This is a genomic window from Haladaptatus sp. CMAA 1909 (genome assembly GCF_043952005.1).
GTDB lineage: Archaea > Halobacteriota > Halobacteria > Halobacteriales > Haladaptataceae > Haladaptatus.
Genome location: NZ_JBIOAV010000001.1, coordinates 382493 through 407268, shown reverse-complemented (window position 1 = coordinate 407268; position 24776 = coordinate 382493). Strand labels below are relative to the sequence as shown.

General features: G+C 63.0%; 26 protein-coding genes. 13 read left to right on the top strand and 13 right to left on the bottom strand.

The features are described from left to right. Window positions 1-9 precede the first annotated feature (9 nt). Window positions 10-495, top strand: a complete 486-nt coding sequence (locus ACGYLY_RS02245) for a GNAT family N-acetyltransferase (RefSeq protein ID WP_395283176.1) — start codon at window positions 10-12, stop codon at window positions 493-495. Between the two features lie 19 nt (window positions 496-514). Here ACGYLY_RS02245 and ACGYLY_RS02240 read toward each other — a convergent pair whose 3' ends face one another. The 4 genes from ACGYLY_RS02240 to ACGYLY_RS02225 form a co-directional block, all read right to left on the bottom strand. Then, window positions 515-1123, bottom strand: a complete 609-nt coding sequence (locus tag ACGYLY_RS02240) for a GNAT family N-acetyltransferase (RefSeq protein ID WP_395283177.1) — start codon at window positions 1121-1123, stop codon at window positions 515-517. A 92-nt stretch (window positions 1124-1215) separates the two neighbouring features. Next, window positions 1216-1449, bottom strand: coding sequence for a flagella cluster protein (locus ACGYLY_RS02235; protein ID WP_231185091.1), 234 nt, complete (start codon window positions 1447-1449; stop codon window positions 1216-1218). After that, entirely contained in the window at window positions 1446-2045 is a 600-nt protein-coding gene (locus tag ACGYLY_RS02230; RefSeq protein ID WP_395283178.1) for a GNAT family N-acetyltransferase, read from the bottom strand. The genes ACGYLY_RS02235 and ACGYLY_RS02230 overlap by 4 nt, the downstream gene beginning before the upstream one ends. Beyond that, the gene (locus ACGYLY_RS02225) at window positions 2042-2647 is read right to left on the bottom strand and encodes a GNAT family N-acetyltransferase (protein ID WP_395283179.1); all 606 of its coding nucleotides are present in this window, start codon (window positions 2645-2647) and stop codon (window positions 2042-2044) included. The genes ACGYLY_RS02230 and ACGYLY_RS02225 overlap by 4 nt, the downstream gene beginning before the upstream one ends. Before the next feature lie 141 nt (window positions 2648-2788). Between ACGYLY_RS02225 and ACGYLY_RS02220 the strand changes: the two genes are divergently transcribed. Next, on the top strand, window positions 2789-3520 hold the full coding sequence (locus tag ACGYLY_RS02220; protein ID WP_395283180.1) for a bacterio-opsin activator domain-containing protein: 732 nt from the start codon (window positions 2789-2791) through the stop codon (window positions 3518-3520). A gap of 130 nt (window positions 3521-3650) precedes the next feature. Continuing rightward, the gene (locus ACGYLY_RS02215; protein WP_395283181.1) at window positions 3651-3884 is read left to right on the top strand and encodes a HalOD1 output domain-containing protein; all 234 of its coding nucleotides are present in this window, start codon (window positions 3651-3653) and stop codon (window positions 3882-3884) included. Window positions 3885-3998: 114 nt separating this feature from the next. On the opposite strand, the gene ACGYLY_RS02210 is transcribed toward ACGYLY_RS02215, so the two are convergent. Further along, window positions 3999-4448 (bottom strand): pyridoxamine 5'-phosphate oxidase family protein, encoded by a 450-nt coding sequence (locus ACGYLY_RS02210; RefSeq protein ID WP_395283182.1) that lies wholly within the window; start codon window positions 4446-4448, stop codon window positions 3999-4001. Between the two features lie 90 nt (window positions 4449-4538). Here ACGYLY_RS02210 and ACGYLY_RS02205 point away from each other — a divergent pair, with 90 nt between their 5' ends. Both ACGYLY_RS02205 and ACGYLY_RS02200 read left to right on the top strand, forming a co-directional pair. After that, window positions 4539-5426, top strand: a complete 888-nt coding sequence (locus ACGYLY_RS02205; protein ID WP_395283183.1) for a PhzF family phenazine biosynthesis protein — start codon at window positions 4539-4541, stop codon at window positions 5424-5426. A gap of 117 nt (window positions 5427-5543) precedes the next feature. Beyond that, window positions 5544-7034 carry a replication factor C large subunit gene (locus tag ACGYLY_RS02200; protein ID WP_395283184.1) on the top strand — a complete coding sequence of 497 codons (1491 nt, stop codon included), beginning with the start codon at window positions 5544-5546 and terminating at the stop codon, window positions 7032-7034. A gap of 81 nt (window positions 7035-7115) precedes the next feature. On the opposite strand, the gene ACGYLY_RS02195 is transcribed toward ACGYLY_RS02200, so the two are convergent. Both ACGYLY_RS02195 and ACGYLY_RS02190 read right to left on the bottom strand, forming a co-directional pair. Continuing rightward, complete coding sequence (locus tag ACGYLY_RS02195; protein ID WP_395283185.1) at window positions 7116-7661, bottom strand: GNAT family N-acetyltransferase; 546 nt, start codon at window positions 7659-7661, stop codon at window positions 7116-7118. A gap of 63 nt (window positions 7662-7724) precedes the next feature. Further along, window positions 7725-9392, bottom strand: a complete 1668-nt coding sequence (locus tag ACGYLY_RS02190) for a Na+/H+ antiporter NhaC family protein (RefSeq protein ID WP_395283186.1) — start codon at window positions 9390-9392, stop codon at window positions 7725-7727. Window positions 9393-9518: 126 nt separating this feature from the next. On the opposite strand from ACGYLY_RS02190, the gene ACGYLY_RS02185 reads away from it, so the two are divergent. Further along, the gene (locus ACGYLY_RS02185) at window positions 9519-9917 is read left to right on the top strand and encodes a GNAT family N-acetyltransferase (protein WP_395283187.1); all 399 of its coding nucleotides are present in this window, start codon (window positions 9519-9521) and stop codon (window positions 9915-9917) included. Between the two features lie 99 nt (window positions 9918-10016). On the opposite strand, the gene ACGYLY_RS02180 is transcribed toward ACGYLY_RS02185, so the two are convergent. From ACGYLY_RS02180 to ACGYLY_RS02165, 4 genes are all read right to left on the bottom strand, one after another. Further along, window positions 10017-10823 (bottom strand): amino acid ABC transporter ATP-binding protein, encoded by an 807-nt coding sequence (locus ACGYLY_RS02180; protein ID WP_395283188.1) that lies wholly within the window; start codon window positions 10821-10823, stop codon window positions 10017-10019. Beyond that, window positions 10805-11635, bottom strand: coding sequence for an amino acid ABC transporter permease (locus ACGYLY_RS02175; RefSeq protein ID WP_395283189.1), 831 nt, complete (start codon window positions 11633-11635; stop codon window positions 10805-10807). Before ACGYLY_RS02175 ends, ACGYLY_RS02180 begins: the two co-directional genes overlap by 19 nt. Before the next feature lie 18 nt (window positions 11636-11653). Then, window positions 11654-12481, bottom strand: coding sequence for a basic amino acid ABC transporter substrate-binding protein (locus ACGYLY_RS02170; protein WP_395283190.1), 828 nt, complete (start codon window positions 12479-12481; stop codon window positions 11654-11656). Window positions 12482-12681: 200 nt separating this feature from the next. Continuing rightward, window positions 12682-13161 carry a COX15/CtaA family protein gene (locus ACGYLY_RS02165; RefSeq protein ID WP_231185103.1) on the bottom strand — a complete coding sequence of 160 codons (480 nt, stop codon included), beginning with the start codon at window positions 13159-13161 and terminating at the stop codon, window positions 12682-12684. A 335-nt stretch (window positions 13162-13496) separates the two neighbouring features. Here ACGYLY_RS02165 and ACGYLY_RS02160 point away from each other — a divergent pair, with 335 nt between their 5' ends. Both ACGYLY_RS02160 and ACGYLY_RS02155 read left to right on the top strand, forming a co-directional pair. Continuing rightward, window positions 13497-14576: a M24 family metallopeptidase gene (locus tag ACGYLY_RS02160; protein ID WP_395283191.1), complete on the top strand. Its 1080-nt coding sequence runs from the start codon at window positions 13497-13499 to the stop codon at window positions 14574-14576. Between the two features lie 72 nt (window positions 14577-14648). Continuing rightward, window positions 14649-16904: an NADP-dependent malic enzyme gene (locus ACGYLY_RS02155; protein WP_395283192.1), complete on the top strand. Its 2256-nt coding sequence runs from the start codon at window positions 14649-14651 to the stop codon at window positions 16902-16904. Window positions 16905-17131: 227 nt separating this feature from the next. On the opposite strand, the gene ACGYLY_RS02150 is transcribed toward ACGYLY_RS02155, so the two are convergent. Together ACGYLY_RS02150 and ACGYLY_RS02145 are read right to left on the bottom strand one after the other, a co-directional pair. After that, complete coding sequence (locus tag ACGYLY_RS02150; RefSeq protein WP_395291132.1) at window positions 17132-17524, bottom strand: hypothetical protein; 393 nt, start codon at window positions 17522-17524, stop codon at window positions 17132-17134. A 220-nt stretch (window positions 17525-17744) separates the two neighbouring features. Then, window positions 17745-18380 (bottom strand): reverse transcriptase-like protein, encoded by a 636-nt coding sequence (locus tag ACGYLY_RS02145; protein WP_231185107.1) that lies wholly within the window; start codon window positions 18378-18380, stop codon window positions 17745-17747. Between the two features lie 130 nt (window positions 18381-18510). Between ACGYLY_RS02145 and ACGYLY_RS02140 the strand changes: the two genes are divergently transcribed. From ACGYLY_RS02140 to ACGYLY_RS02120, 5 genes are read left to right on the top strand one after another with little or no spacing between them, the layout of a single operon-like run. After that, a complete protein-coding gene (locus ACGYLY_RS02140) occupies window positions 18511-20136 on the top strand; it encodes an ABC transporter substrate-binding protein (RefSeq protein WP_395283194.1) in 1626 nt (541 codons plus the stop codon). Between the two features lie 30 nt (window positions 20137-20166). Next, complete coding sequence (locus ACGYLY_RS02135; protein ID WP_231185109.1) at window positions 20167-21153, top strand: ABC transporter permease; 987 nt, start codon at window positions 20167-20169, stop codon at window positions 21151-21153. Next, the gene (locus tag ACGYLY_RS02130; RefSeq protein WP_395284171.1) at window positions 21153-22211 is read left to right on the top strand and encodes an ABC transporter permease; all 1059 of its coding nucleotides are present in this window, start codon (window positions 21153-21155) and stop codon (window positions 22209-22211) included. The genes ACGYLY_RS02135 and ACGYLY_RS02130 overlap by 1 nt, the downstream gene beginning before the upstream one ends. Then, window positions 22208-23395 carry an ABC transporter ATP-binding protein gene (locus ACGYLY_RS02125; protein WP_395283195.1) on the top strand — a complete coding sequence of 396 codons (1188 nt, stop codon included), beginning with the start codon at window positions 22208-22210 and terminating at the stop codon, window positions 23393-23395. Before ACGYLY_RS02130 ends, ACGYLY_RS02125 begins: the two co-directional genes overlap by 4 nt. Then, on the top strand, window positions 23392-24711 hold the full coding sequence (locus tag ACGYLY_RS02120) for an ABC transporter ATP-binding protein (protein ID WP_395291131.1): 1320 nt from the start codon (window positions 23392-23394) through the stop codon (window positions 24709-24711). The genes ACGYLY_RS02125 and ACGYLY_RS02120 overlap by 4 nt, the downstream gene beginning before the upstream one ends. Window positions 24712-24776: the final 65 nt, after the last annotated feature.

Genomic DNA, 24776 nt, shown 5'->3' with positions numbered 1-24776 from the left:
ACGGAACGTATGGAGATTCGACCCTACGAGGAAAGCGATGTCGAGGAGTTCTGGAAACTGAAACGCGCGTTCGAACTCGGTCTCGGTGCGGGTACCGGCGGCGACGACAAGCAGGTGGTGTACGAGGGCAAACTGACCGAGGAGTACCGCGAGCGATACCTCGATTGGGTGGAGCGGTGCGTGGACGAGGACGAACGGTGCGTCATCGTCGCCGACGCGGGTGACGAGTTGGTGGGATACGTCTTCGTTCTGCCCGAGGCGTTCGCGTTCATCTGGGACGCCGCCGTCCTGAACGAGATCTACGTCCGACCGCCCTATCGCGGGACCGGCATCGCCGACGAGTTGATGGACGCCGCCGTCTCGTTCGCGGACGACCAGACGCTTCCGCTCGACCGCCTCGTCCTCGACGTCGACCGCGAAAACGACCGCGCCGGTGCCTTCTACGACCGCCACGGCTTCGAACACTGGGGCGAGATGGTCGCGAAAAAACTGTAAGTCGTCTCCCCACTTCGATTCACGCTCTCCCCCTCTCCGACTCGGGCTTCCCCTCGCGCCACTCCTCGCGGAGGAGGCCGTACTGCACCATGTCGCGGTACGCGCCGTCGACGAACATGTACTTTCGGCGTCGGCCTTCCTCGGTGAAGCCGAGCGATTCGAGCAGGCCGCGGGAGGCGTCGTTGAAGTCGTACGCCTCCGCGCCCACCGCCGGGGCGTCGTACGTCCGAAACGCGTAGTCGATGGCGAGCGAGACGGATTCCGTGCCGTAGCCTTCGCCGTGAACCGTCGGAACCAACCAGTAGCCCAATTCGGGGCGCTTGTAGTCGGCGTCGGTCACGTTCACCTGCCCGATTCGGGTCACGTCGCGTCCGTCGTCCCCGGTAGCGGCCGTTTCGGCGTTCGCGTCGGTGCCGTCCCGTGCCCACTCGTCCTCCAAACAGATCAAAAACCTGTCGGCACCGTTCTCCTCGAGATGGTCCGCGAGTTGCCGTCGATTCATAACCGGATTGCCCATCGGATGGCGAATCTCCCGGTTCGCCAACGCGCGTTGGACGAACGGAACGTCCTCCTTCTCAACCGTTCTGAGCGTGACCCGCTCGCCGTTGGTGATACGTGCGCCCGGCATGCAGTCGAGTTCGAAAATCCAGCGGTTATAGCTTGTGAACGACGGGACGTCGAAGGGCAGGAACGGCGACGGGCGAAACGGCGGAAATCGCGTTAGTCGTGGGTGAACAGCAGCGTTCGGCCGTCCTCGCGTACGACGCAGAAGCGCATCGAACCGGTCGGCTGAAAGCTGTGGGCGCGTTTCTCGGTGGCGAACACCTCCGCGAACGGTTCGTCGCACGCCGGACAGGCGACGGCGTCGCGGTTTTCGAACAGGGAACTGTGTCCAGCATCCGTCTTCAACTTCAGGCGGTGGCGAACGGCGTGAACGTCGAACCCGTCGGTCACGAGTCGACCGCCTCCCGATACTGCTCTCTCGTGATGGTGTAGCGATGCATATCGGCTATTTCGGCGTCCATCGGAACCCAATTTCGGAGCAGGCAATCGTGCTGTCCGCCGTACGTTTCGACGTACTTCTCGATGGCGCGTCGGGACTTCTCGTTGCCCGCGTTGTGACCGACCGTGACGAGTTCCAAATCGAGGCGGTCGAACGCCAGTTCCAGCAACGCGCCGGCGCGCTCGCCGGAGTAACCGCGGCCCCAGAACCGCTTCGCGAGGATGAGGCCGAGACGGGCGCTTCGCTTCTCCCATTCGGGGAAGAGTGACGCCTCCCCCGCAAGTTCACCGGCGTTGGTTTCCCCGTCTCTCGGTCGGATCACGTACTGGGCGGCACTCCCATCTCGCCATCGTTCGTCGGCGTTTCGAATCCTGTCGTATGGCTTTTTCAACGACCGATAGGGAGACTGCGGAACGTGCTCGAACACCCCCTCCGCTTCGGGATCCGAGAACGGGTCGTGCAGTTCGCGGGCCGTGACGTTCTCGGGACGGAGTTGTTCGAGCACCAACCGCTCCGTCTCGATTCGCTCGGGGAAGAGGTTCGTCACGTCGTCTCACCCGCACGGCGTTCCTCCCACTGTTCGCGCGAGACGGTGAACCGGTGGGAGTCACGGACTTCGTCGCCGACCGGGTGCCAGTTTCGGAGGATACCGTCGTACTGTCCGCCGTGCTCTTCGACGTACTTCTCGATGGCGCGCCGCGACTTTTCGTTCCCCGCGAGGTGTTCGATGGCGGCGAGTTCCAAATCAAGACGGTCGAACGCCAGTTCCAGCAACGCGCCGGCGCGCTCGCCGGAGTAACCGCGGCCCCAAAACGGCTTTCGAAGCCACAGGCCGAGGGTTCCGGTTCGCTTCTCCCAATCGACGTGCAAGCCGGTGGTCCCGGCGATTTCGCCAGCGCCGTCCTCGCCCTCTCTGAGTCTGATAACGAACTCCGCACCGGTCGCTTCGTCTCGGTTCTTTTCCGCCCAGTCGATGAACTCCTTCGTCTCCTTCGGGGTGGCGTGCGGGTCCCACGACAGGTGTTCGGTTATCTCGTCGATGTCCGGCGCGTCGTGGCCGACGTACCGATACAGTTCGAACAGGTCCACGTTCTCGTGGGAGATGGCCTCCAGCAGGAGGCGGTCCGTCTCGATTCGCTCGGGGAACATGGTTCGACGGTGACGGCAAATGGAGAAAAGGTTTCGGAGTCCGTGCGTACTGTTCACACAGTCATCCGCCGGTCCGCCCGCCCACGACATGCTCTCACATGTCACGGAGTCTCTAATCGTCTCCGACCCGTACCGTCACCAATGACCCGCCACCAACCGCCCCAAGCGGAAGCGGTCGAATTGGTCCTCTCGCTCCGCGACGAGGGATGTTTCTTCATCGTCGCCTCCGAACGAGTAGGGTGTGAATTCGTCGGCGAGCGGGCGGTTCATCGGTCGGACGGGAACATGCTCGAATTCTTCACCGTTCGCGGCGCGGCACCGGAAACCGTTCTCGATGCAGTCGCCGACCGTCCGTCGGTTCTGGACGCCCGGGTCGTGAGCGAGCACGGGGACGCCGCGTTGATGCAGTTCGTCGTCACCGAACCCTGTCTGGCCACGACGTTGGCGTCCACGGACGCGGTGATACGGGATATTCGAGCCGAGGACGGAGAGGCACGCGTCGTCGCCGACGTTTCACCACACGGCGACGTCAGGGAGGTCGTAAATCGGGTTTCCGACCGTCACGCCGATGTCCGCCTCCTATCCAAGCGAACGCTCGGGGACACCCTTCCAGGGCTCTCAAATATGTCTCAAAGCGAACATCTGACGGCGGGGTTGACGGACAAACAGCTCACGGCGGTCGAAATCGCAACGCGGGAAGGATACCTCTCGTGGCCCCGCGAGAGTACCGCCGCCGAATGTGCGGCGGTGATGGACGTTTCCCAACCGACGTTCAGCCAGCACCTCTGGACGGGACTGGGGAAATTGCTCCGCTCCCTGTTCGGACCGGACGAGGAGGAAGGCAGGGGGACGGTGATGAACGACATCACATGACAAACCGTTCGCCATAGGCGACGCCGTGAGGTGGCTTCGCTTCTCAGGATACAACAGTAGGACCGACACTACCACGCTCCATCTGTCGGTCGATTCAACGATGCATACGTCAGACTCCAACAGAGAACCCATGAACCAACCGCACGGCAACGATTCGATCACCCGAGACGTCGTACGCGAAGTCGCGGCACGAGCGGACGTTCAGCCAAACGAACTCCCGCCGTTGTACGACTTCATCGACCCGGATGCCCTCGACAGGGTGGTCCACAGCACCGATTCCGACTTCGAACTGTCGTTTACGTTCGCCGGATATCGGGTGACTGTCGAGGGTGACGGGTCGGTCCGGGTCCATCAGGACGACTGACCGACCCCATCGCTGCACCGGGCGGAACGACTCGCGCCCGATTCCATTTGTCGTGTCTGTGAGGCGACTGTTTTCCGATACCCATTACGTGTACGGTAACATCCGACGACAGCGTTACGCTTCCGTATGAGCTTCCTTGCGACTCGTGATCCCCTCGGGATGGAGGTGGTAGAACCGGAACGAAACTTCCCGCGAGTCGCGGTCGAACAGGTCCACGAGCGGGATGTCCACCCGTTGCATCCCCTGTGTCACCTCCGAGTCGATCTCCGCCTCCGCCACTTCGTCCAGTTCTCCCGTGACGATGACGCTCCGCCACCCGTCGTCGACGTGGTCGTAGGTGACGAACGTGACCGGGTTCCCGACGACGTCCTCGCGTCCGTCGTCCGGACCGACCGCGAGGCGGAAATAAAAATGCGTTTCGGCGGCGTCGTAGCCGTACGACACCGGCACCGAGTACGGAGATTCGTCCGTCCCGGTCGGGAACGAGATGACCCCCGTTCCGCCGGTCGTGAGAAATTCGTCCCGCTCTTCGTCGTCCATTTGGACGGATTCGATGTCCCCCATGGCAAACGACCTACGTCACGCTGGTCGAAAAAAGTAGGTGGTGGCCGAACCGGGGATACATTCATCCCGTTCGTCGTGTCTCTTTCGGGTATGGCCACCAACCGATTTCACGTGGTGGACGTGTTCGCACAGGAGCAGTACGCCGGCAACCAACTCGCGGTCGTTCACGACGCGGCGTCGCTGACCGACGCGGAGATGCAGGCCATCACCCGCGAGACGAACTTCTCCGAGGCGACGTTCATCGACTCGCCGGAAACGCGAGACTGCGGATACGACGTCCGCATCTTCGACCCGGCCGAGGAGATTCCGTTCGCCGGCCATCCGACCATCGGCACGGCGTTCGTGATTCGCGAGTTCGTCCGCGACGACCGCCCCGACGAACTCACGCTCAACCTCGGCGTGGGACAGATACCCGTCCACGTGGAGCGCGACGATGACGGAAACGAGACCTTCTGGATGCACCAGATTCCGCCGACGTTCGAACGGACCTTCGACCACTCGCTCGCCGCCCGCATCCTCTCGCTCGACGAGGAGGACGTCGACCGACGGTTTCCGGTGCAACTCGTCTCCACCGGCCTGCCGACGCTCGTCGTTCCGCTTCGCTCGCTCGATGCGGTTCGACGGGCCGAGACGAACCGCGACCCGTACTACGAGGACCTCATCGAACCGCACGGGAACATGAACGTCGTCCTCTTCGCGCCGGAAACCGAGGACGGAAACGACCTCCACGCCCGCGTGTTCGCCGACTGCGCGGGCGTCCCCGAGGACCCTGCGACCGGCTCCTCGAACGGCTGTCTGGCCGCGTATCTGGTCGAACACAGCTACTTCGGCTCGGACGATATCGAGGTGTGCGTCGAACAGGGGTACGAGATGGGACGCCCCTCACTCCTCCACCTCCACGCGTCGAAGGAGGGCGACGACATCGACGTCCGGGTCGGCGGGCGCGTGATTCCGGTCGCCGAGGGAAATCTGCTGTAGCGAGCCCGACATCCGTGCCGTCGAACAGCGACCGAAAATACGCCAACCGCGGCCAGTCGACCGTCCGGTACGACAACCGTATCGTTAAGTTCCACGAACGCCGAGTGTTGACCAGTAATGACCGACTGGACGGAGAAATATCGCCCGACCACGCTGTCGGAGGTTCGGGGGAACAACAAGGCCCGGGACGAGCTTCGAAAGTGGGCCGAGACGTGGGAGGACCACGGGGATGCCGTCATCCTCCACGGCAGTCCCGGCGTCGGAAAGACCTCGGCGGCCCACGCGCTGGCGAACGACATGGGCTGGCCGACCATCGAATTGAACGCCAGCGACCAGCGGACCGGCGACGTGGTGAAGCAGATCGCCGGCGAGGCGGCGAAAAGCGGAACCCTCACCGGCGGAGCAGCGGGGCGACGCATCGTCATCATGGACGAGGCGGACAACCTGACGCACAACGCCGACCGCGGCGGGTCGCGGGCCATCACGGACGTGGTAAAGTCGGCGAACCAGCCGCTCATCCTCATCGCGAACGAGTTCTACGACATGTCGAACTCGCTCCGGAATGCCTGTGAGACCGTCGAGTTCCGGAACGTCTCGGCGCGGAGCATCGTCCCCGCCCTCCGCGACATCTGCCGACAGGAGGGCATCGAGTACGAGTCCGAGGCGTTGGAGGCCATCGCGGAGAACGACAGCGGCGACCTGCGCTCGGCGGTGAACGACTTGCAGGCCGTGGCCACCACGGGTGGACGACTGACCCGCGACGACGTGGTGACGGGCGAGCGCGATACGACCAGCGGCATCTTCGACTTCCTCGACGACCTCATCAAGAAACAGGACGCCGAGGGCGCGCTGAAAGCCTCCTACGACGTGGACGAGACGCCCGACAACATGCTGAACTGGATAGAGGACAACCTCCCGAAGGATTACGAGGGGCGGGAACTCGCAGACGCCTACGGCTACATGGCGAACGCGGATCGCTGGTTGGGCCGGGTTCGGGCCACGCAGAACTACAAGTACTGGCGCTACGCGAGCGACAACATGACCGCCGGAGTGGCCGCCGCGCGGCGGGGCGACAAGGGTGGCTGGACACGCTACGGGCCGCCGAGTTACTGGCGCAAACTCGGCAGTTCGCGGGGCAAGCGCAACACCCGCGACTACATCGCCCAGAAGATAGCCGAGGAGAGCGGCATCAGCATGAGTACGGCCCGGCGCGAGGTCATCCCGTTCCTCTCGACGATGACCCACCACTGCAAGAACCGGGAGTTGACGGTGACGATGGCGGCGCAGTACGATTTGGAGGAGAAACACGTCGCGTTCATCACCGGGAGCGGGAAGACCACGAACAAGGTGCAGGGAATCGTCGAGGACGCGGAGGAGTCCAAAGCGGCAGCGGCCGTCGAGAACTCCGGCGGCGCGTTCGAGGAGTTCGTGTCGGAGGGGGACGGGACGGAACCCGACGAATCGAGCGCGGACGACGAAATCGACGAAGTGGTTGCGGACGCGGACGAGACGGAGGTAGACGAGTCGAAGGCGGACGCGGAATCCGAGTCCGCAAGCACGGAGGAACGATCGGACGACGGTCAGTCCGGTCTCGGCGACTTCTTCTGAACGGTCCGTTTCTCGAAGTGGTCGCAACCGTCGAGAAGGGATTCGTTCCCGCGACGAACGGTGCCTGCAGTTTGAACCCGTTCAGGGACGGCACCGCTCCTCACGAAGGAGGCCGTACCGAACCATATCACACCACTCCCCGTCGGCGAAGGACGCGTCCCGTGACACGCCCTCTTCCACGAACCCGACCCGCTTCAGGACCCGCTTCGACGCCTCGTTCGTCGTCAAGGCGGATGCGGTGATTCGATGGAGACCGAGTTCGGAAAAGCCGTACTCGACCATGCACTCGGCGGCGGCGGTGGCGTAGCCGTTCCGCCACTCGTCGGGCGTTATCCAGTAGCCCAGTTCGGTGTCCCGCGTGACGTGCACCCACGGGTGTTCGCGGATGAGGCGGACGAATCCGACGGACGCTCCGTCCACACAGATGAGCAGGCCGATAGAGTCGTCGCTGCGACCCATCGTCCCGCCGAGTCGCCGTCGCGCCCAGTCCTCGTCGGCGGGACGGTGTGCGTGTCGGGTCGCCCGCACGTGCGGGTCGTTTTGATTTTCGTGGAGGAAGGCGATGTCCTCGTCCGTCGCGGGACGAAGCGTGACGGGATCGTTTTCCAGAAAGACGGAGCCGGGCATGACGATCGTGTTGCCATTCTGTAGTTATCAAACTTCCCAAAATTTTCCTTGGACCAACCGAGGTCAGTACGGGAAGATACGGAAGCCCTGCGGGAGGAAGAACCCGAGGAGGAAGAACAACGTCGCCGCGATGGCGGCACAGATGACCGCGTAGGGTATCTGCGTTCTGACGTGGACGAGGTGGTCGCTCCCGCTGGTCGACGACGCCAAAACGGTGGTGTCGCTGATTGGCGAACTGTGGTCGCCGAAGATGCCGCCGCTGAACACCGCACCCATGACGAGCGGGAGGTTCGCGCCGGTGGTGAAGGCGATGGGCATCGCGATGGGGAACATGATGCCGTAGGTGGACCACGAACTGCCGTCCGAGAAACTCACCATGCTGGTGATGAGGAACAGCGAGACGGGGACGAACTCCGGCGGCACGCCGGAGAAGTTGTTCGTGACGAACGAGGAGATGTCGAGGATGGTCACGGCGTTCTGGATGGAACTGGCGAACATGAGGATGACGGCGGCGAGCAGGATGCCCTTGAATCCGCGCGTCATCGCCTCCGTCGCGTCCTTGTTGCTCGGGATGTCTCCCTTCGCGCGGTACAGGACGAACGCGACGACCAACGCGGAGAAAGCCGCGAGGCCGAGGCTTACCCCACCGATGTTGAACGCCCACTTTCCGCCGTTCGGGAGCATGAGCCGATAGCCGCCGACGGAGAACAGCGTGGTCATCGACGGCGCGGTGAGGACGGGACTGCTCCGCCAGAACATCGCGCCGACGCCGACGAGAATCATCGTGGCGATGGGAACCGCGAAGTTGCGCCAGTCGGGGGTGGCCGTCTCGGCCATCTCGTACTCGTCCATCTCGCGGGATATCATCGGGTCGTGGTCGTCGGCGACGACGCCGCCGCCGTTCCGCGCCCGCGACTCCTCGCGGCCCATGCCCATGATGTTGGGAACGACCTGCCACGCGACCAGCGCGGCGAGGATGAGCGCGACCCACGAGTAGAAGCCGAAGAAGATGCTGTTGAAGAAGAGTGGCCATATCTGGTTCGTCACCGCGTGGGCGCTGTCGCCCTGCCCGGCGACGTACTGGCTCATCCCGTCCGGGAGTTTGTCCTGCTTTTGGGCCTGCACGAGCGCCTTGCCAATGAAGCCGATGAGCGCCGCGCCCCACGTCGAGTAGAACGCGAGGCGGGCGGCGGGACTGCCCGCCGAATCGACGTAGTAGGCCAACTTCGCCCGCGAGACGTCGTACTTGTCCGTCAGCGGGCGCATCATCGACCCGACCACCAGGCAGTTGAAGTAGTCGTCGATGTGGATGATGATGCCCGCGAGGAACGCCGCCTTCTCGGCGTCCGCCGCGGAGTCGGTTCGTGCGGTGAGCGCTTCGAGAACCCCGCGAAGCGCCCCGGAGCGAATCATCAGTCCTATCATCCCGCCGATGGCGAAGATGGCGAGCAGGACGTTTTCGACGTACCACGGGTCCGAAAAGAGCGGCGCGGTGGCGATTATCGTCGGGACGTGCTTCAGGCCGAACACGGCGCCGAGAACCGTGCCCGCGGTGCTGCCGACCATACTTCCCGGAACGCCGGCGGAGGCGGGCTTTATCGCCCCGTAGACCACGCCGGCGCTGGCGATACCGCAGAAGAGACCGATTATCGCGTCGCGCGAATACCACGCGAGGCTGATGGCGACCAGCGCCGGAACCACCGACCAGACTCCGGCATGAATCGTATCCATACCCTTGTTCCCGAGCAGTCGAACAAATGAATTTTGGGCGGTTGCGCGACAGACCCGCGACTGGAAGGCGGGGAAATTCGACGGGACCGAGCATCGTTATGACCGAAGAACCCGCAGAACAACGTGATGAGCGGGCTCACCATCCGTCGATACGAACCGTCGGACGACGAGCGAGTACGGGAACTTCACGAGGACGTGATGCGGCAGGAGGGGGCGTACGACGAGAACTTCCCCGACAGGGATCTGGAACGAATCGAGGAGGAGTACCTCTCGAACGGCGAGTTCCTCGTCGGTGAGGTGGACGGGAGAATCGTGGCGATGGGCGCGATACGGCCCGTATCGGAGGCGATGGCCGAACTTCACGAGACGACGGTCGCTCCCGTCGTGGAGCTCAAACGGATGCGGGTGGACCCCGCACAGCGGTTGTACGAGGGGAACGGCTTCGAGTACGAGCGACGCGTCGAACTCGACGCGTTCGGCGGGTCCATCGAGTTGCTTCTCTACCGAAAATCGTTGGCCGACTAACGCGAGCGTTCGCCCTCGGAATCGACGAGACCCCTTTCAAAATAGCGAAGCAAATCCCCCGCGAGTCGTCGCCGGGTCACGAGCGATATCGAATACCCGTCAGTGGACGCGTTCGAGGAACCGTTTAGCGCGGTCGGTCTCCGGGTGAGCGAAGAAGTCGGTGGGCCGCCCCGACTCCACGATTCGTCCCTCCGACATGAGGATGACCCTGTCGCCAACCTCGCGGGCGAATCCCATCTCGTGCGTGACGACGAGCATCGTCATCCCCTCCTCGGCGAGATTGCCCATCACTTCGAGCACCTCGCCGACGAGTTCGGGGTCGAGCGCGCTCGTCACCTCGTCGAAGAGCATGACGCTCGGGTCCATCGCCAGCGCGCGGGCGATGGCGACGCGCTGTTGTTGCCCGCCCGAAAGCTGGTTCGGATACTTCTCGGCTTGGTCCGAGAGACCCACACGGTCCAGCATCGCCGTCGCCCACTTCCTCGCTTCCTCCTCCTCGAATCCCTTGACGACCTGCGGCCCGAGCGCGACGTTCTCCAGCGCGGTCTTGTGCGGGAAGAGGTTGAAGCTCTGGAACACCATGCCGATGTGCTGGCGCAGGTGATTCACGTCCACCTCGGGGTCCGTTATCGACTCGCCCTCGATTCGGATGTCGCCGTCCTGTATCTCCTCCAAGCGGTTCGTACACCGCAACAGGGTGGATTTGCCGCTCCCGCTCGGCCCGATGATGACGACCACCTCGCCGTCGTCCACCGAGAGCGAAACGTCCTTCAGGACGTGCGTCTCGCCGAAGTATTTGTCAACCGACTCGTACTCGACTTCGGGAACGCCGGGGACGCTCTCACGGTCGGGGTCGCCCAGAGTTCCCTCCTCGTCCCCGGGAACGCTCATCGTTCCGTCCCCCACATTGACCGCGATTCCATGGTTCTGACGAGTTTGCCGAGCGGCACCGTGATGACGAGGTATGCGACGGACACCACGACGATGGGCGTCCACGCGTCGAACGTCGCGCTGTTCACGTTCCGGAAGACGCTGATGAGTTCCGGGATCGCCAGTACGGTCAGCAACGAGGTGTCCTTGACGAGGATGATGAGGTCGTTGCCGATGGCCGCGAGCGCGTTCCGCCACGCCTGTGGCAGGATGACGTAGCGCATCGAGTCGATGTACGACATGCCGAGCGACCGCGCCGCCTCGGACTGCCCGCCGGACACGGAGTTGATGCCGCCCTTGACCGCCTCGCCGATGTATGCGGTGTGGTTCAGCGTCAATCCGATGATGGCCGCGGCGAAACTCCAGTTCTCGAGCGGAAACGTGCTGTTCGTCCAGAGCGCCGGTACCCCGAGGTAGACGACGAACAACTGGAACAACAGCGGCGTTCCGCGGAAGAACTCGACGTACAGCGTTGCGATTCGCTGCGTGAATCCCGTCTGGGAGACGCGTCCCAACCCGACCATCACGCCGAAGATGAGCGAGAGGACGGAGGAAATGACGATTATCTGCAGGACGAGGATCAGCGCGTCGACGAACTGCGGCAGAATCGTCACGAGCAACTGGTAATCGACGAACTGCGTCAGAATCAGCAGCAGGAAGAACAGGACGCCGAGCGTGAACGCGCCCGCGATGACGATTCCGAGCCATCGAACCCGTCGGTCCGTCAGCCAACCCTCCTCGCCGTCCGCTGGACGTTCGATACCCCGTTCGGTGTAGGTCTCTGCCATGAGGGACTCCTGCGGCGCTTAGCCGCTGGTCGTGCCCCCTGGCGTCTGGAAGTATTTGTTGTACAGTTCGTCGTACGTCCCGTTCTGTCGGATGGTCGAGAGCGCGTCGTTGACCTGCTTTCTGAGTTGGTTATCGTTCTTGCGGAAGGCGATGCCGTAATCCTCGACGGTGAGCGTGAGATAGGGCGGTGCGTTCTCCTTTCCCTGCCTCTCCGCGGCCCCCTTCCCCTTCAGGAACGTCACTTGATCGTTCTGCTGCGCGAAGGCCGCGTTGACCGTGTTGTCGTTGATGACGGCCGCGGCTTGATTGTTCCCCAGCGCCGAGAAGGCGTCGGGAATCTGGTCGTAGCTGTCGATGGTCAGGTCGCCTCCGAACTGCTTTTTCAGCTGTTGGGCGGCGGCCTCACCCGTCGTTCCCTTCTGGACGGCGACCGTCTGGCCCTTCAAGTCCTGTAGCTTCGTGATACCGCCGTTTTTCAGGACGAGGACGGTCTGATACGCCGTGAAGTACGGGTCCGAGAAATCGACCTGTTTCGCTCGCTCCGGCGTGATGGTCATCGCGCTCATGATGACCCGGAAGTTCCCGTTGTTCAAGCTCGGGATGATGGTGTCGAAGCTCGTTTGAACGAACTCGTAGTTCCTCCCGAGTTGACCCTCGAAAATCGCCTTCGCGATGTCGACGTCGAAGCCGACGAGTTGGCCGGTCGTGGTTCTGTATTCGAACGGGCGATACGGAATGTCGGAACCGATTCTGATGGTGCCGCCGTTCTGTGCGCTCACGTTACCCGCGAAGGTCAGCCCAGCGACAGCTCCGCCGGTTCCCCTGAGAAAGGTCCGTCTGTGCATTGTGGTTCTCCCCCATCCCTACATAGTCAAACAGCCTATAGAAGGCTACTATCGGTTGTTGACTGGATTTCGGTAAAAATTTTCGCGACGGTCCGTTGGTCGTTCTTCCGCGAACCCTTGGTCGTTTGCCGACGGTTCGTTGGTCGTTCGTCGGCGGTTCGTTGGTGGTTTGCCGTTGGGTCGTCGGTAGTTCGCCGCCGTCAGTCGTCCGACGGATAGCCGCCGGGCGAATCCGCGGCGGGGGCCGTCGCCCGGTGCGGTTCCTCGTACGCCCACAGCGTCGCCGCGAGGAGCGACGAGAATATCACCATCGCGGCGGCGTGGTGGGCCGTTTGCACGAGCGGACCGTAGATGAGGACGGTCGCGCCGCCCAGCAGCACCTGCACCGGCAGGACGACCAGCGCGAGGGTCGTCGCGGCGCGGATTCGCGTGCTGTCGTAGTACTTCCACGCGCCGATGGTGGTTCCGAGGATGAAGAATCCGGTCACCATGGCGACGAGTCGGTGGAACCACTCGATGAAATCCGGAATGGTTTGCGGAAGGACGCCCCCACGACAGAACGGCCAGTCCTGACCACACGAAAGTCCCGCACCCATCGCGGCGGTGTACACGCCGAGCAGGATGAGGATGAACGTCAGTGCCGTCGTGAACGCGGCGAAGCGTCGAAATCGAGACCCCATCAGTTACACACCTCGGGTTGGTCGTCTCCTATCACAGTAATCCCCTTTCACGGGAGTTGGAAAGCGGCCTACTTAGGTCTGTCCGACTTTCCCGCGAACTGGGAGCGGGAGAAGAACCGTCCATCGGAACGTCGTTTCGACGAGGAAAGGGCGGAAGCTTTCAGCGGGGACCACGGGGCGGAGAGGACACCACCGCGGGCGAAATCGGGTCGGCTTCCGAACATTTTTGTATGTAAGTAATAAGTTTTGTGGAGGTATAATGTCCCGAGCGAAGCGACAACCACGAACGGATCCCAAGCACGCGTTTAATGGGGTGCGGTCACCATACGTCGCGTATGACGAAACGAGACCGCCTCGATGGCCTGCTTGCAGATCGCGACCTCGAATCAGTCTGGTTCGCACGCCCGAACTCGTTCGCGTGGCTCACGGGCGGGAACAACGTCGTGGACCGCGAGGGCGACGTGGGAGTCGCGGCAGTCGGCTACGACGGCGATACGCTTCGCGTGGTCACGGATTCCATCGAGGCGGGTCGCCTCCGCGAGGAGGAACTCCCCGACGACGTGTCGGTCGAGGAGTATCCGTGGTACGAATCGTCGCTCGGCGAGGCCGTCGCGGAGCACGCGACGACGCCCGCCGCGGCGGACTTCGACGTGCCGGGATTCGAGTCGGTGGACGCCTCGCCGCTCCGGGAACCGCTCACCGACGAGGATGCGGACGACTACCGGGAACTGGGTGCGGAGACGGCCGCCGCGGTCGAAGCCATCTGTCGGGAGTTGGAATCGGACGACACGGAACGGGAGATCGCGTCGGCGGTCCGCGGTGCGCTCTCCGCACGCGGCATCGAGACGCCCGTGGCGCTCGTCGGCGGGAGCGAGCGAGCGCAGAAGTACCGCCACTACACACCGACCGAGGCAAAACTGGGCGATTACGCGCACGTCTCCGTGACCGCGGAGCGGGACGGACTGCACGCGAGTTGTACGCGAACCGTCGCGTTCGACGCGCCGGATTGGCTCGCGGAGCGACATCGGGCCGCGGCGATCGTGGAGACCACGGCGCTCGCGGCGACGCAGCAGATAGCGGCGTTCGACGGGCGTGCCAAGGACGTGTTCGAGGCGATTCGAGCGACCTACGAACACGTCGGATACGAGGGCGAATGGAAGCACCACCATCAGGGCGGCGCGGCGGGGTACGCCGGGCGGGAATGGATAGCCACGCCAACGACGGATGACGAAATTCGACTGCCGATGGCGTACGCGTGGAACCCGACCGTGCAGGGTGCAAAGATCGAGGACACCGTTCTCATTGGGGAAAACGAAATGGAAATCCTCACGGAGACCGGAAACTGGCCGACGGAATCCGTGATGGCGTTCGACTACGAGGGCGCGCTTCCGCGGCCGGCCGTTCTCGAACTTTAATTTCGACGGACGTCGAAGGCAAATTCGACGCATTGGGATACCTTTTTACAGGCGGGCGAAAACGTACCCGGCATGGGACTCGACGAGGATTCACTCGACTACCACCGGAGCGACCCACCGGGGAAGATAGAGATTTCGACGACGAAACCGACGAATACGCAGCGTGATTTGAGTCTCGCTTACTCCCCGGGCGTCGCTGTCCCCTGTAACGAAATCGCCGAGGACGCCGGCAAGGCGTACTCGTACACCGCGAAAGGGAACCTCGTCGCCGTCGTTTCGAACGGCAGCGCCGTTCTCGGTCTCGGGGACATCGGCGCGCAGGCGTCGAAGCCCGTGATGGAGGGGAAAGGCGTCCTCTTCAAGCGGTTCGCCGACATCGACGTGTTCGACATCGAACTCGATCAGCAGGACCCGGACGACATCATTCGGACCGTGAGCGCGATGGAACCCACCTTCGGCGGCGTCAACCTCGAGGACATCAAAGCGCCGGAGTGCTTCGAAATCGAGGAGCGCCTGCGCGAGGAGATGGATATCCCCGTCTTCCACGACGACCAACACGGCACTGCCATCATCAGCGGGGCCGCACTCCTCAACGCCGCGGAGATAACCGACAAGGACCTGAGCGACCTGAAAATCGTCTTCTCCGGCGCCGGCGCGAGCGCCATCGCCAGCGCTCGCTTCTACGTTTCGCTCGGCGCACGAAAGGAGAACATCCTGATGTGTGACTCCTCGGGAATCATCACCGAAAACCGCGTGCGAAACGGAGAGGTCAACGAGTTCAAGACCGAGTTCGCCCGCGACGTGCCGGAAGGCGACCTCGAAACCGCGATGGAGGGGGCGGACGTGTTCGTCGGCCTCTCCGTCGGCGGCATCGTCAGTCAGAACATGGTGCGGTCGATGGCCGCGAACCCCATCATCTTCGCCATGGCGAACCCCGACCCCGAAATCGACTACGAGGACGCCAAGGAGGCCCGCGACGACACGGTCATCGTGGCGACCGGGCGTTCGGACTACCCAAACATGGTCAACAACGTCCTCGGCTTTCCGTTTATCTTCCGCGGCGCGCTCGACGTTCGCGCGAGCGACATCAACGAGAGCATGAAGGTGGCCGCCGCACGCGCGTTGGCGAAACTCGCCAAGAAGGACGTGCCGGACGCCGTCGTCAAAGCCTACGGCGACCAACCGCTCCAGTTCGGCGCGGACTACATCATCCCGAAACCGCTCGACCCGCGCGTGCTGTTCGAAGTCGCGCCCGCCGTCGCGGAGGCGGCGATGGAAACCGGCGTGGCCCGAAGCGAACTCGACCCGAAGGAGTACGTCGAGACGCTCGAAGCGCGCCTCGGCAAATCCCGCGAGATGATGCGCGTCGTCCTGAACAAGGCGAAGAGCGACCCCAAGCGCGTCGCCCTCGCGGAGGGAACGGACAGAAAAATGATTCGCGCGGCGTACCAGATGCGCGAGGAGGGCATCGCGGACCCCGTCCTCATCGGCGACCGCGAGGATATCGGGGCGAACGTGGACGATCTCGGCCTCGATTTCGACCCCAACATCGTGGACCCGGAGAACGGCGACAACGAGGAGTACGCCGACCGACTCTACGAACTCCGCGGCCGGAAGGGCATCACTCGCAGCGAGGCGGGCGAACTCATCGAGAAGGACTCGAACTACTTCGGCAGCGTGATGGTCGAACGGGGCGACGCGGACGCCATGCTGACGGGACTGACCCACCACTATCCGTCGGCGCTCCGCCCGCCGCTGCAAGTCATCGGCACCGCGCCGGACGTGAACTACGCCGCCGGCGTGTACATGCTCACGTTCAAGAACCGCGTCGTCTTCTGCGCCGACGCGACGGTCAATCAGGCACCCGACGAGGACGTGCTGTTCGAAGTGACCAAGCAGACTGCCAAACTCGCCCGGCGGTTCAACGTCGAACCGCGCGCCGCGCTCCTCTCGTACTCCAACTTCGGGAGCGTGGACAACGAGGGGACGCAGAAGCCGCGCAAGGCCTCCAAGATGCTCCGCGAGGACCCCGACGTGGACTTCCCGGTCGACGGCGAGATGCAGGCCGACACGGCGGTCGTCGAGGAAATCCTGAACGGCACCTACGAGTTCTCGGAGTTGGACCAACCCGCGAACGTGCTCGTCTTCCCGAACCTCGAATCGGGCAACATCGGCTACAAACTCCTCCAGCGTCTCGGCGGTGCGGAGGCCATCGGTCCGATGCTCGTCGGCATGGACAAACCCGTCCACGTCCTCCAGCGCGGCGACGAGGTCAAGGACATCGTGAACTTGGCAGGCGTTGCGGTCGTGGACGCACAACAAGAGTAATTACCGCGAGCGACGCGAGGCGCGGAGCGCCTCGAAGTGAACGGCGACGGAACGGAGCCGTGAACCGATCGAGCGACTTTTTGGTCTCTTCGTGAACGACCATCGAGAGTGAACGAATGGCTCGTCAGAGCTCTTCTTTGACGGTCCAGATTTTTTGCGCGAGTGGTACGTGAGAGCCTGCGGCTCTCGCGTTACCCGAGCGTAAAAAAGTGGGAACGAAAGGTGGTTTAGCCGACGCTCGTCTCCGTCATCTCTTTTTCCTCCTCGTCCTCCGAGTACAACCGCTTTACCGGGACGACGGTGTGCATCTTCGCCACGCCGCCCTCGTGTCGTCGCCACTTCGTCGAATCGTGAAGGATGTACTGCCGCGGGGCGCGCGCCTTCAATTCGGCGACCAACTCCGCGAAGCGCTCCGCGTCGAACCGTCCGTCGGGGACGAAATCGGTATCGACGACCAGCGAATCCCGGCGTGGAACCCGGTCGAGTCTGCCCTCGCAGACGCGCTCGAACTCGGACGCCAACGCGGGCAGGTCGGTGTCCAGCGGGAGTTTGACGTACGCCTGCCTGTAGTCCGGTCGATTCGTCTTCCGCTTCCAGTACCGCGAGATCCAATTCGTCATCCGCGTTCCCATTCGCGTGCCACCTTGGATTAACCACTCAAACGGGGATTGTAGTCGTTTCGCTGTCCCTATCTCCCCGATTCGTGAGTAATCCTAGCGACCGACTGAACGAAATCGAGCGGCGAAGTCCCGTCGAGTATCGTACCTCTCGGTCGGGTGACTGATTCCGCTATCGAACCGCCCCGAAGACGGCTCGGAAAACTGGGACGAAACGCGGGCGTTAGCCGCGGGCGTGCCTGTCGGCGCGTGACGGTGGCGGAATCTGCGTCTCGCTCGACCCCGGCGCGTCGGGGAGGAGACATCGCTCGGGTTCGCGGTTGACGTGGGCGTACTGGTCCGGTGCGTTCGCCAGCGGATGCGCGGGATTCTGCTCGCTTCGAATCCGCGCGGCCCGGAGTTCGCCGAACCCGGCAATTCTGGCGCGGATGCCCCGCCAGTGGTGCTTGCCCGCGAGCGGAACCGAGAACGGTTTCGGCGGTCGGCAGTCCGTCCGGTTGTGGGCGAGGACGGCGTTGTTGACGTTGGCGGCCAGTTGATCGTGGTCTACCAGCACGCCGACCCGTGCGTTTTTCGGCGCGCGGACGGCCAGTACGTCGAGTCCGAGGTGGAGCGCTCGGTACTCGGCCACGTTGTTGTCGGGAACGTCACCGTCGGGGACGGAGAGACGGGCGACGCGCCTGCCGTCGCGTGTCTCGATGATGACGCCGAGTCCACCGGCACCGGAGTCCCTGTCGAACGATCCGTCGCTCGTGACGTAGAAATCACGGTGATGGGTGTGAGGTGGGTGCGCGATGTGCGGGGTTGGCGACTCATCGAACAGATCTCGTAATGAGGGATGACGGCCGTTAACGGCCATATTACGGGCTTCAATGTCGAATTACTTAAATCTGCGGTTGAATTCGGTGGAAAAGCCTACGATAGAATAGAACACGGGTTGTGTTGTCCAATACCACAGATATATATGGAATTACCCGCCATGTCAGGGTATGCCCGACGAAAGACTAAATCGGCGCACGTATCTGAAGTTTGTAGGCGGCGCAGCGGCGTCGGCCGCCCTCGCAGGTTGTACCGGCGGTGGGGGCAACAACCAGAACCAAGACGGCGACGGAACCGGTGACGGTGAGACGTCGACTACCGAGGGCGACGGAAACGGTGGAACCCCGACGGGAGACTTCCCGGTCACCATCACGCAAGGACAGATGCCGTCCACGCTCGACCCGCAAAACCACCGGGAGACGACCACGGACAACGTCGTCCTCCAGGCGTACGAGGGCCTGCTCACGCGTGACGCGGAAGGGAAGATCATCCAGCAACTGGCGACGAAGTACGAGCGGAACGGCGACAAGACGGTCAAATTCACCATCCGCGAGGGAGTGAAGTTCCACAGCGGCGATACCTTGACCGCGGAGGACGTCGCCTTCAGCATCAACCGTATCGTGAAATCCGGCGTCGGCGGACTCAAAAGCCCCCAGAGCGACCAGCTTTCGGGTGTGAAGGGTGCGAAAGCCATGGACGGCGCGGTGGAAGTCACGTCCGACGGCGTGAACCCCATCGTGTTCGCCCTCTTCGCGTCCTACGGCGACATCATGCAGAAGTCGTGGGTCGAAAGCCACGACAAGAACTACATCGCGAAGAACATGAACGGGACCGGCCCGTTCAAGCTCAAGAACTACACGGAGGACGTGAAGGTCGTCTTCGAACGCAACGACGACTACTGGCAGGAACCGGCCTCGGTTTCGGAACTCACGTTCAACTCGGCGAAGGAGTCCAGCACGCGCGTGAACCAACTCGTCAACGGCGAGACGGACATCATCGTCAACGTCCCGCCGCAGGACGCGGGACGCGTGAAGGGGAACTCGAAATCCCGACTCTCGGCGGTTCCGAGTACGCGCATCATTTACAACGCGATGCGCTACGACGTGAAGCCCTTCGACAGTCCGAAGTTCAGGCAGGCGATGAACTACGCCATCGACCTCCCGAGCATCGTCAAGAACGTGCTATCTGGTTTCGCAGATCAAACCGGTCAGCCAACCTTGGAAGGGTTCACCGGCTACAACTCGAACGTCAAGCCGTACGAGACGAACAAATCGAAGGCCGAATCGTTGGTCGAGGAGAGTGGCAACGCGGGAGCGACGATAACCCTTCACACGCCCGTCGGACGCTATCTGAAGGACTTGGAAATCGCACAGGCGGTGGCCCAGCAGATAAACCAACTCAAGAACGTCAACTGTTCGGTGAAACAGCGTGACTTCAACTCGCTCGCTGGGGAGTTGGCCGACGGCGACATCGAAACCGGACCGCACTTTTACCTCATCGGCTGGGGTAACGCGACGTTCGACGCGAGCCAAACCATCATCCCGCTCCTCACCACCGACGGAGCGCTGACCTCCTACAGCAACGAGAAGGTTGACAAGCTGATGAAGGAGGCACAGAACATGCCGGACGGGGATAAACGAAATTCGAAACTCAAGGAGATAAACAAGATCCTCCATGATCAAGCGCCGTGGATCTACCTCAACCGGCAGTACAGCGTGTACGGCGTCAGCGAGCGCCTCAAGTGGACGGCCCGCCGTGACGAACGCATCGACGCATACGCCATCTCTCCGAAGTAGATGAGTTTGCAATCGATGGGGTGTTCATAGATGTCGATGGGACGATTCCTGCTCCGCCGGAGCGTTCAAGGGATCTTCGTCATCTGGGGGGTCGTGACCGTGGTGTTTCTGCTTCGGTTCGTTACGCCCGGTAATCCGATTACGGTCATCGCCCCCTTGGATGCAAGTCCGGAGTTGAAACGCCAAATTGCGGTCGAACTCGGCCTGAACCAACCGCTGTACGTTCAGTACGGCGAGTACATCTGGAACCTCCTCCACGGAGACATGGGCTACTCGTTCATCTCGGGAACGCAGGCCAGCACGCGCATCTTCGCCCGCCTTCCGGCGACCGTCGAGCTAGCCGTCGCATCGAGCATCGTCGCCATCGTGCTCTCGATTCCGCTGGGCGTCATCAGCGCGACGCGACGACACGACCCGGTGGATTACGCCGCGACGACGTTCTCGCTCGCGGGCATCAGCACCCCGAACTTCTGGCTCGGAATCATGCTTGTAATGCTCCTCGCCGTCGCGGGGCCGTTCCCGACGAGCCACCGCGGTATCGGATTCGTTCCCGCGGTGGAGATGCTGGTATCGCAGGGAAGCATGAACGGGCTCGTGACGTGGGCGAAACACATCTTCCTCCCGGCGATAACGCTGGGGACGTACTTCACCGCGCTCATCACGCGGCTCACGCGGAGCGGCATGCTCGACGAACTCGGGAAGACGTACATCCGTGCGTCACGAGCGAAAGGGCTCCCGGAGACGCTGGTGCGATACAAACACGCGCTCCGAAACACCCTCATTCCCGTCATCACCGTTCTCGGCCTGCAGTTGGGAACGCTCATCGGCGGCGCGGTTATCACCGAATCGGTGTTCGCGTGGCCGGGACTGGGAACGCTGGTCATCACGTCCATCAACGCCCGCGACTGGCCGCTGATTCAGGGGTCGCTCATCGTCATCGGGACCGGGTTCGTCCTCGTTAACATCTTCGTGGACTTCCTGTACGCGTACATCAACCCGCAGGTGGTCTACGAATGATGGACGACATTCGGGACGCCATCGGAAAGGCGCTCGGACGGGGGTTCTCCCCGCGCACGCTTCGCAACCTCAAGCGCGAGTATCGAAACAGCATGCTGGCGAAGATCGGTATCGTCGTCCTCATAGCTGTGGTGCTCATCGCGGCGTTCGCCCCGGTGATAGCCCCGCACAACCCGAACCGGCAGGATTTGGACAACTCGAAACTGCCGCCGTTGGGATTCAGCAAGAAGACGACGCAAACGGGGTCGGAGATGGTCGATGGCGAGATCAAGATAACGAACAACACGACGTACGTGAAGGCCCAGCCGTCACATCCGCTCGGAACCGACCAACTCGGGCGCGACATGCTGTCACGGGTGATTTACGGCGCGAGGACGTCGCTCCTCGTCGGACTCTTCGGGACGCTGTTGGCGATGCTCATCGGCGTGACCGTCGGTCTGGTCGCCGGATACTACGGCGAACTCGTCGACGACGCGCTGATGCGGAGCGCGGACATCATGCTCGCGTTCCCGTCGCTGGTGTTAGCGATAGCGCTGGTCGGCATGTTCAAACAGTCGGTCATCTGGATCCCCGACCCGCTCGTCGCCAGCGGCGTCGTGTCGGGAATGCCCGGGAAAATAGGGATTCCGGGAACTATCGTCATCGTCGTCGCGCTCGTGAACTGGGTCTGGTTCGCGCGCGTCTCGCGCGGCGAGGCCCTGACGGTGGTCGGCGAGGAGTACGTCAAAGCCTCCCGGTCGGTCGGTGCGAGGGACACGTTCATCCTTCGAAAGCACATCCTGCCGAACAGCGTGACGCCGATCATCGTGCTCGCGACGATTCAGATCGCGGCCATCATCCTCCTCGAAAGCTCGCTCTCGTACCTCGGATTCTCCGGGGTGAACCTCTCGTGGGGATTCGACATCGCACAGGGGAAGGACTACCTCGCCACGTCGTGGTGGATTTCGACGGTTCCGGGGCTGGCAATCGTCATCACCGTCATCGGCATCAACCTCGTCGGTGATTGGTTGCGCGACGCGCTCGACCCCGGCATCGAAGGCGAAGGGGGTGGCGTATGAGCGATCTGCTTCGCGTGCGCGACCTCTCGACCCGCTTCTTCACGGAGAAGGGGCAAGTCAACGCCTGTGAGTCCATCAGCTTCGACGTCCGGGAGGAGGAGGTGTTCGGCGTGGTCGGCGAGTCCGGGTCGGGAAAGAGCGTCGCAGCGCTCTCCATCATCGACCTCGTGGAGTCGCCGGGCAAAATCTCGTCGGGCGAGGTGTGGTACCGCAACGCCACGCTCGCCGGAGAAGTCGAAGACGACCGTCCTGAAGCGGTCGATGGCGAGTTCGTGGACATCCGCCAGTTGACGACGCGCGAACGCCGCGCCCTGCGCGGCCCGTCGTTCAGCATGATCTTCCAAGACCCGATGAGCAGTCTGAACCCGTCGATAACGGTCGGCGAGCAGATAGCCGAAGCCGTCGAGGTTCAACAGCGGGCGAACTCCAACCCGCGTTCGACGCGCTCGCGGACGCAGGGCTACGGACTGGGGAACCTCGTCGCGGGGACGATCTTCCCGTCCCAAAGCTACGTCAGCGAACCGAGTCGCGCGAAAGCCATCGAACTACTGGAGCAAGTCGGCATTCCCGACCCGGCCGAGCGCGCCGACGAGTACCCCCACCAGTTCTCGGGCGGGATGCTCCAGCGGGCGATGATCGCCCAAGCGCTCGCCGGGGAACCGGACCTGCTCATCGCGGACGAACCGACGACGGCGCTCGACGTGACGATTCAGGCCCAAATCCTCGACCTGCTGCGCGACTTGCAGGACGAGACGGGCATGAGCATCATGCTCATCACGCACAACCTCGGCGTCGTCGCGCGGATGTGTGACCGAGTCGGCGTGATGTACGCCGGTGAGTTGGTCGAACACGGCACCCTCGAAGACGTGTTCGACACGCCGGTCCATCCGTACACGCAAGGGTTACTCGGGTCGCTTCCGGACTTGGAAGACCCCGCGCCGCGCCTGCAACCCATCGAGGGGAACGTTCCCGACCTGTTGGATTCGGAGATGGGCAACCGCTGTTACTTCGCCGACCGCTGTCCGAAGGCGATGGAGGAATGTCTCTCCCACCCGGCGATGCACGATGCGGGCGGAAGTATCGAACACGAAGCGCGCTGTGTCCTCGCCGAAACCGAGTACGACGAGGCACGTGCGCTCTCGGCGGACTACTTCGAGGACGCTCAAACGGAGGAGAAACGATGACCGACCACCTCGTTCGCGTCGAAGAACTGCAGAAGTACTACTTCGAACAGAACACCCTGACCGACCGCATCCTCGGCCGCGAGCCGAAAAGCGTGAAAGCGGTCGACGGCATCTCGTTCGCCATCGAGGAGGGCGAGACGTTGGGACTGGTCGGCGAATCCGGGTGTGGCAAGTCCACGACCGGGGAAACCCTGTTGAGCCTCCGCGATGCGACGGACGGGAAGGTCGTCTTCGACGGCCGGAACGTCTACGACATGGACGACCTGACGGAGTTCAGAAAGCGGGCGCAAGTCGTCTTTCAGGACCCGTTTTCCAGCCTCGACCCGCGGATGACCGCGGGCGAAATCATCCGCGAACCGCTCGACGTTCACAGCGTCGGGTCGCGTGAGGAGCGCCGCGAGCGCGCCCAAAGCCTCATGGACCGCGTCGGCCTGTCCGCGGGACAGATAGACCGCTATCCACACGAGTTCTCCGGCGGGCAGCGCCAGCGTATCGGCATCGCCCGCGCGCTCGCGCTCGAACCCGAGTTCATCGTGCTGGACGAACCCGTCTCGGCGCTGGACGTGTCCGTGCAGGCGCAAGTGTTGAACCTCCTGCAGGACTTGCAGAGCGAACTGGGGCTGACCTACCTGTTCATCGCCCACGACCTCTCGGTGGTGCGCCACATCTCCGACCGCGTGGCGGTGATGTACCTCGGCGAAATCGTCGAGCTCGGGCCGGTGGACGAGATATTCTCCGACCCGCAGCATCCCTACACGAAGGCGCTGCTGGAGAGCGTGCCGCGCGCCGATACGAGCGAGCAGGAGCGCGACGTACACACGCTCTCGGGCGACGTGCCGTCGCCACGTAATCCACCGTCGGGGTGCCATTTCAGGACGCGGTGTCCGAACGTCATCCCGCCGGACGACATTCGGATTTCCCAACCCGCGTACCGCGAAGTGATGGACTACCGCGAACGCCTCGAATCGGGAGAACTCACCCTGAACGGCGTTCGGGAGTTGGCCGCCGGAGCGGAGAAGAAACCCGAAGAGGTGGACGACGAGGCGCTCGAAGCCGAGTTGTGGGACGAGTTGTTCGAGGAGGAGTTGGCGGGCGAAAACCGCGCGACCGTTTCGGAATCGTTCGACCGGTTCGTCGCCGGCGACCGGGACGGCGCTATCGCCGTGATGGCGGACCGCTTTGCGAGTATCTGTGAGCGGCAAAACCCGGTGCTCCAGAATCGCGAACATCCCGCCGCCTGCCACCTCTACGACCAACCGGCTCCGTCGAAATCCGAGGAAGAGACGGAACGGGAAGTGGAGTCCTCGGCGGACTGAATGGGCGGCCGCGACACGAGGAATTTTTTCACGCGACGAACGTTCGACTCTAGACGAAGACTTAT

Bases quoted from the DNA above. Each gene is read 5' to 3' on its own strand.
- ACGYLY_RS02225 (WP_395283179.1), bottom strand. From the start codon at position 2,647: ATGTTCCCCGAGCGAATCGAGACGGACCGCCTCCTGCTGGAGGCCATC.
- ACGYLY_RS02125 (WP_395283195.1), top strand. From the start codon at position 22,208: ATGAGCGATCTGCTTCGCGTGCGCGACCTCTCGACCCGCTTCTTCACG.
- ACGYLY_RS02205 (WP_395283183.1), top strand. From the start codon at position 4,539: ATGGCCACCAACCGATTTCACGTGGTGGACGTGTTCGCACAGGAGCAG.
- ACGYLY_RS02165 (WP_231185103.1), bottom strand. From the start codon at position 13,161: ATGGGGTCTCGATTTCGACGCTTCGCCGCGTTCACGACGGCACTGACG.
- ACGYLY_RS02120 (WP_395291131.1), top strand. From the start codon at position 23,392: ATGACCGACCACCTCGTTCGCGTCGAAGAACTGCAGAAGTACTACTTC.
- ACGYLY_RS02150 (WP_395291132.1), bottom strand. From the start codon at position 17,524: ATGACGAATTGGATCTCGCGGTACTGGAAGCGGAAGACGAATCGACCG.
- ACGYLY_RS02140 (WP_395283194.1), top strand. From the start codon at position 18,511: ATGCCCGACGAAAGACTAAATCGGCGCACGTATCTGAAGTTTGTAGGC.
- ACGYLY_RS02210 (WP_395283182.1), bottom strand. From the start codon at position 4,448: ATGGGGGACATCGAATCCGTCCAAATGGACGACGAAGAGCGGGACGAA.
- ACGYLY_RS02170 (WP_395283190.1), bottom strand. From the start codon at position 12,481: ATGCACAGACGGACCTTTCTCAGGGGAACCGGCGGAGCTGTCGCTGGG.
- ACGYLY_RS02220 (WP_395283180.1), top strand. From the start codon at position 2,789: ATGACCCGCCACCAACCGCCCCAAGCGGAAGCGGTCGAATTGGTCCTC.
- ACGYLY_RS02175 (WP_395283189.1), bottom strand. From the start codon at position 11,635: ATGGCAGAGACCTACACCGAACGGGGTATCGAACGTCCAGCGGACGGC.
- ACGYLY_RS02240 (WP_395283177.1), bottom strand. From the start codon at position 1,123: ATGCCGGGCGCACGTATCACCAACGGCGAGCGGGTCACGCTCAGAACG.
- ACGYLY_RS02160 (WP_395283191.1), top strand. From the start codon at position 13,497: ATGACGAAACGAGACCGCCTCGATGGCCTGCTTGCAGATCGCGACCTC.
- ACGYLY_RS02185 (WP_395283187.1), top strand. From the start codon at position 9,519: ATGAGCGGGCTCACCATCCGTCGATACGAACCGTCGGACGACGAGCGA.
- ACGYLY_RS02135 (WP_231185109.1), top strand. From the start codon at position 20,167: ATGTCGATGGGACGATTCCTGCTCCGCCGGAGCGTTCAAGGGATCTTC.
- ACGYLY_RS02145 (WP_231185107.1), bottom strand. From the start codon at position 18,380: ATGGCCGTTAACGGCCGTCATCCCTCATTACGAGATCTGTTCGATGAG.
- ACGYLY_RS02215 (WP_395283181.1), top strand. From the start codon at position 3,651: ATGAACCAACCGCACGGCAACGATTCGATCACCCGAGACGTCGTACGC.
- ACGYLY_RS02195 (WP_395283185.1), bottom strand. From the start codon at position 7,661: ATGCCCGGCTCCGTCTTTCTGGAAAACGATCCCGTCACGCTTCGTCCC.
- ACGYLY_RS02155 (WP_395283192.1), top strand. From the start codon at position 14,649: ATGGGACTCGACGAGGATTCACTCGACTACCACCGGAGCGACCCACCG.
- ACGYLY_RS02200 (WP_395283184.1), top strand. From the start codon at position 5,544: ATGACCGACTGGACGGAGAAATATCGCCCGACCACGCTGTCGGAGGTT.
- ACGYLY_RS02190 (WP_395283186.1), bottom strand. From the start codon at position 9,392: ATGGATACGATTCATGCCGGAGTCTGGTCGGTGGTTCCGGCGCTGGTC.
- ACGYLY_RS02245 (WP_395283176.1), top strand. From the start codon at position 10: ATGGAGATTCGACCCTACGAGGAAAGCGATGTCGAGGAGTTCTGGAAA.
- ACGYLY_RS02130 (WP_395284171.1), top strand. From the start codon at position 21,153: ATGGACGACATTCGGGACGCCATCGGAAAGGCGCTCGGACGGGGGTTC.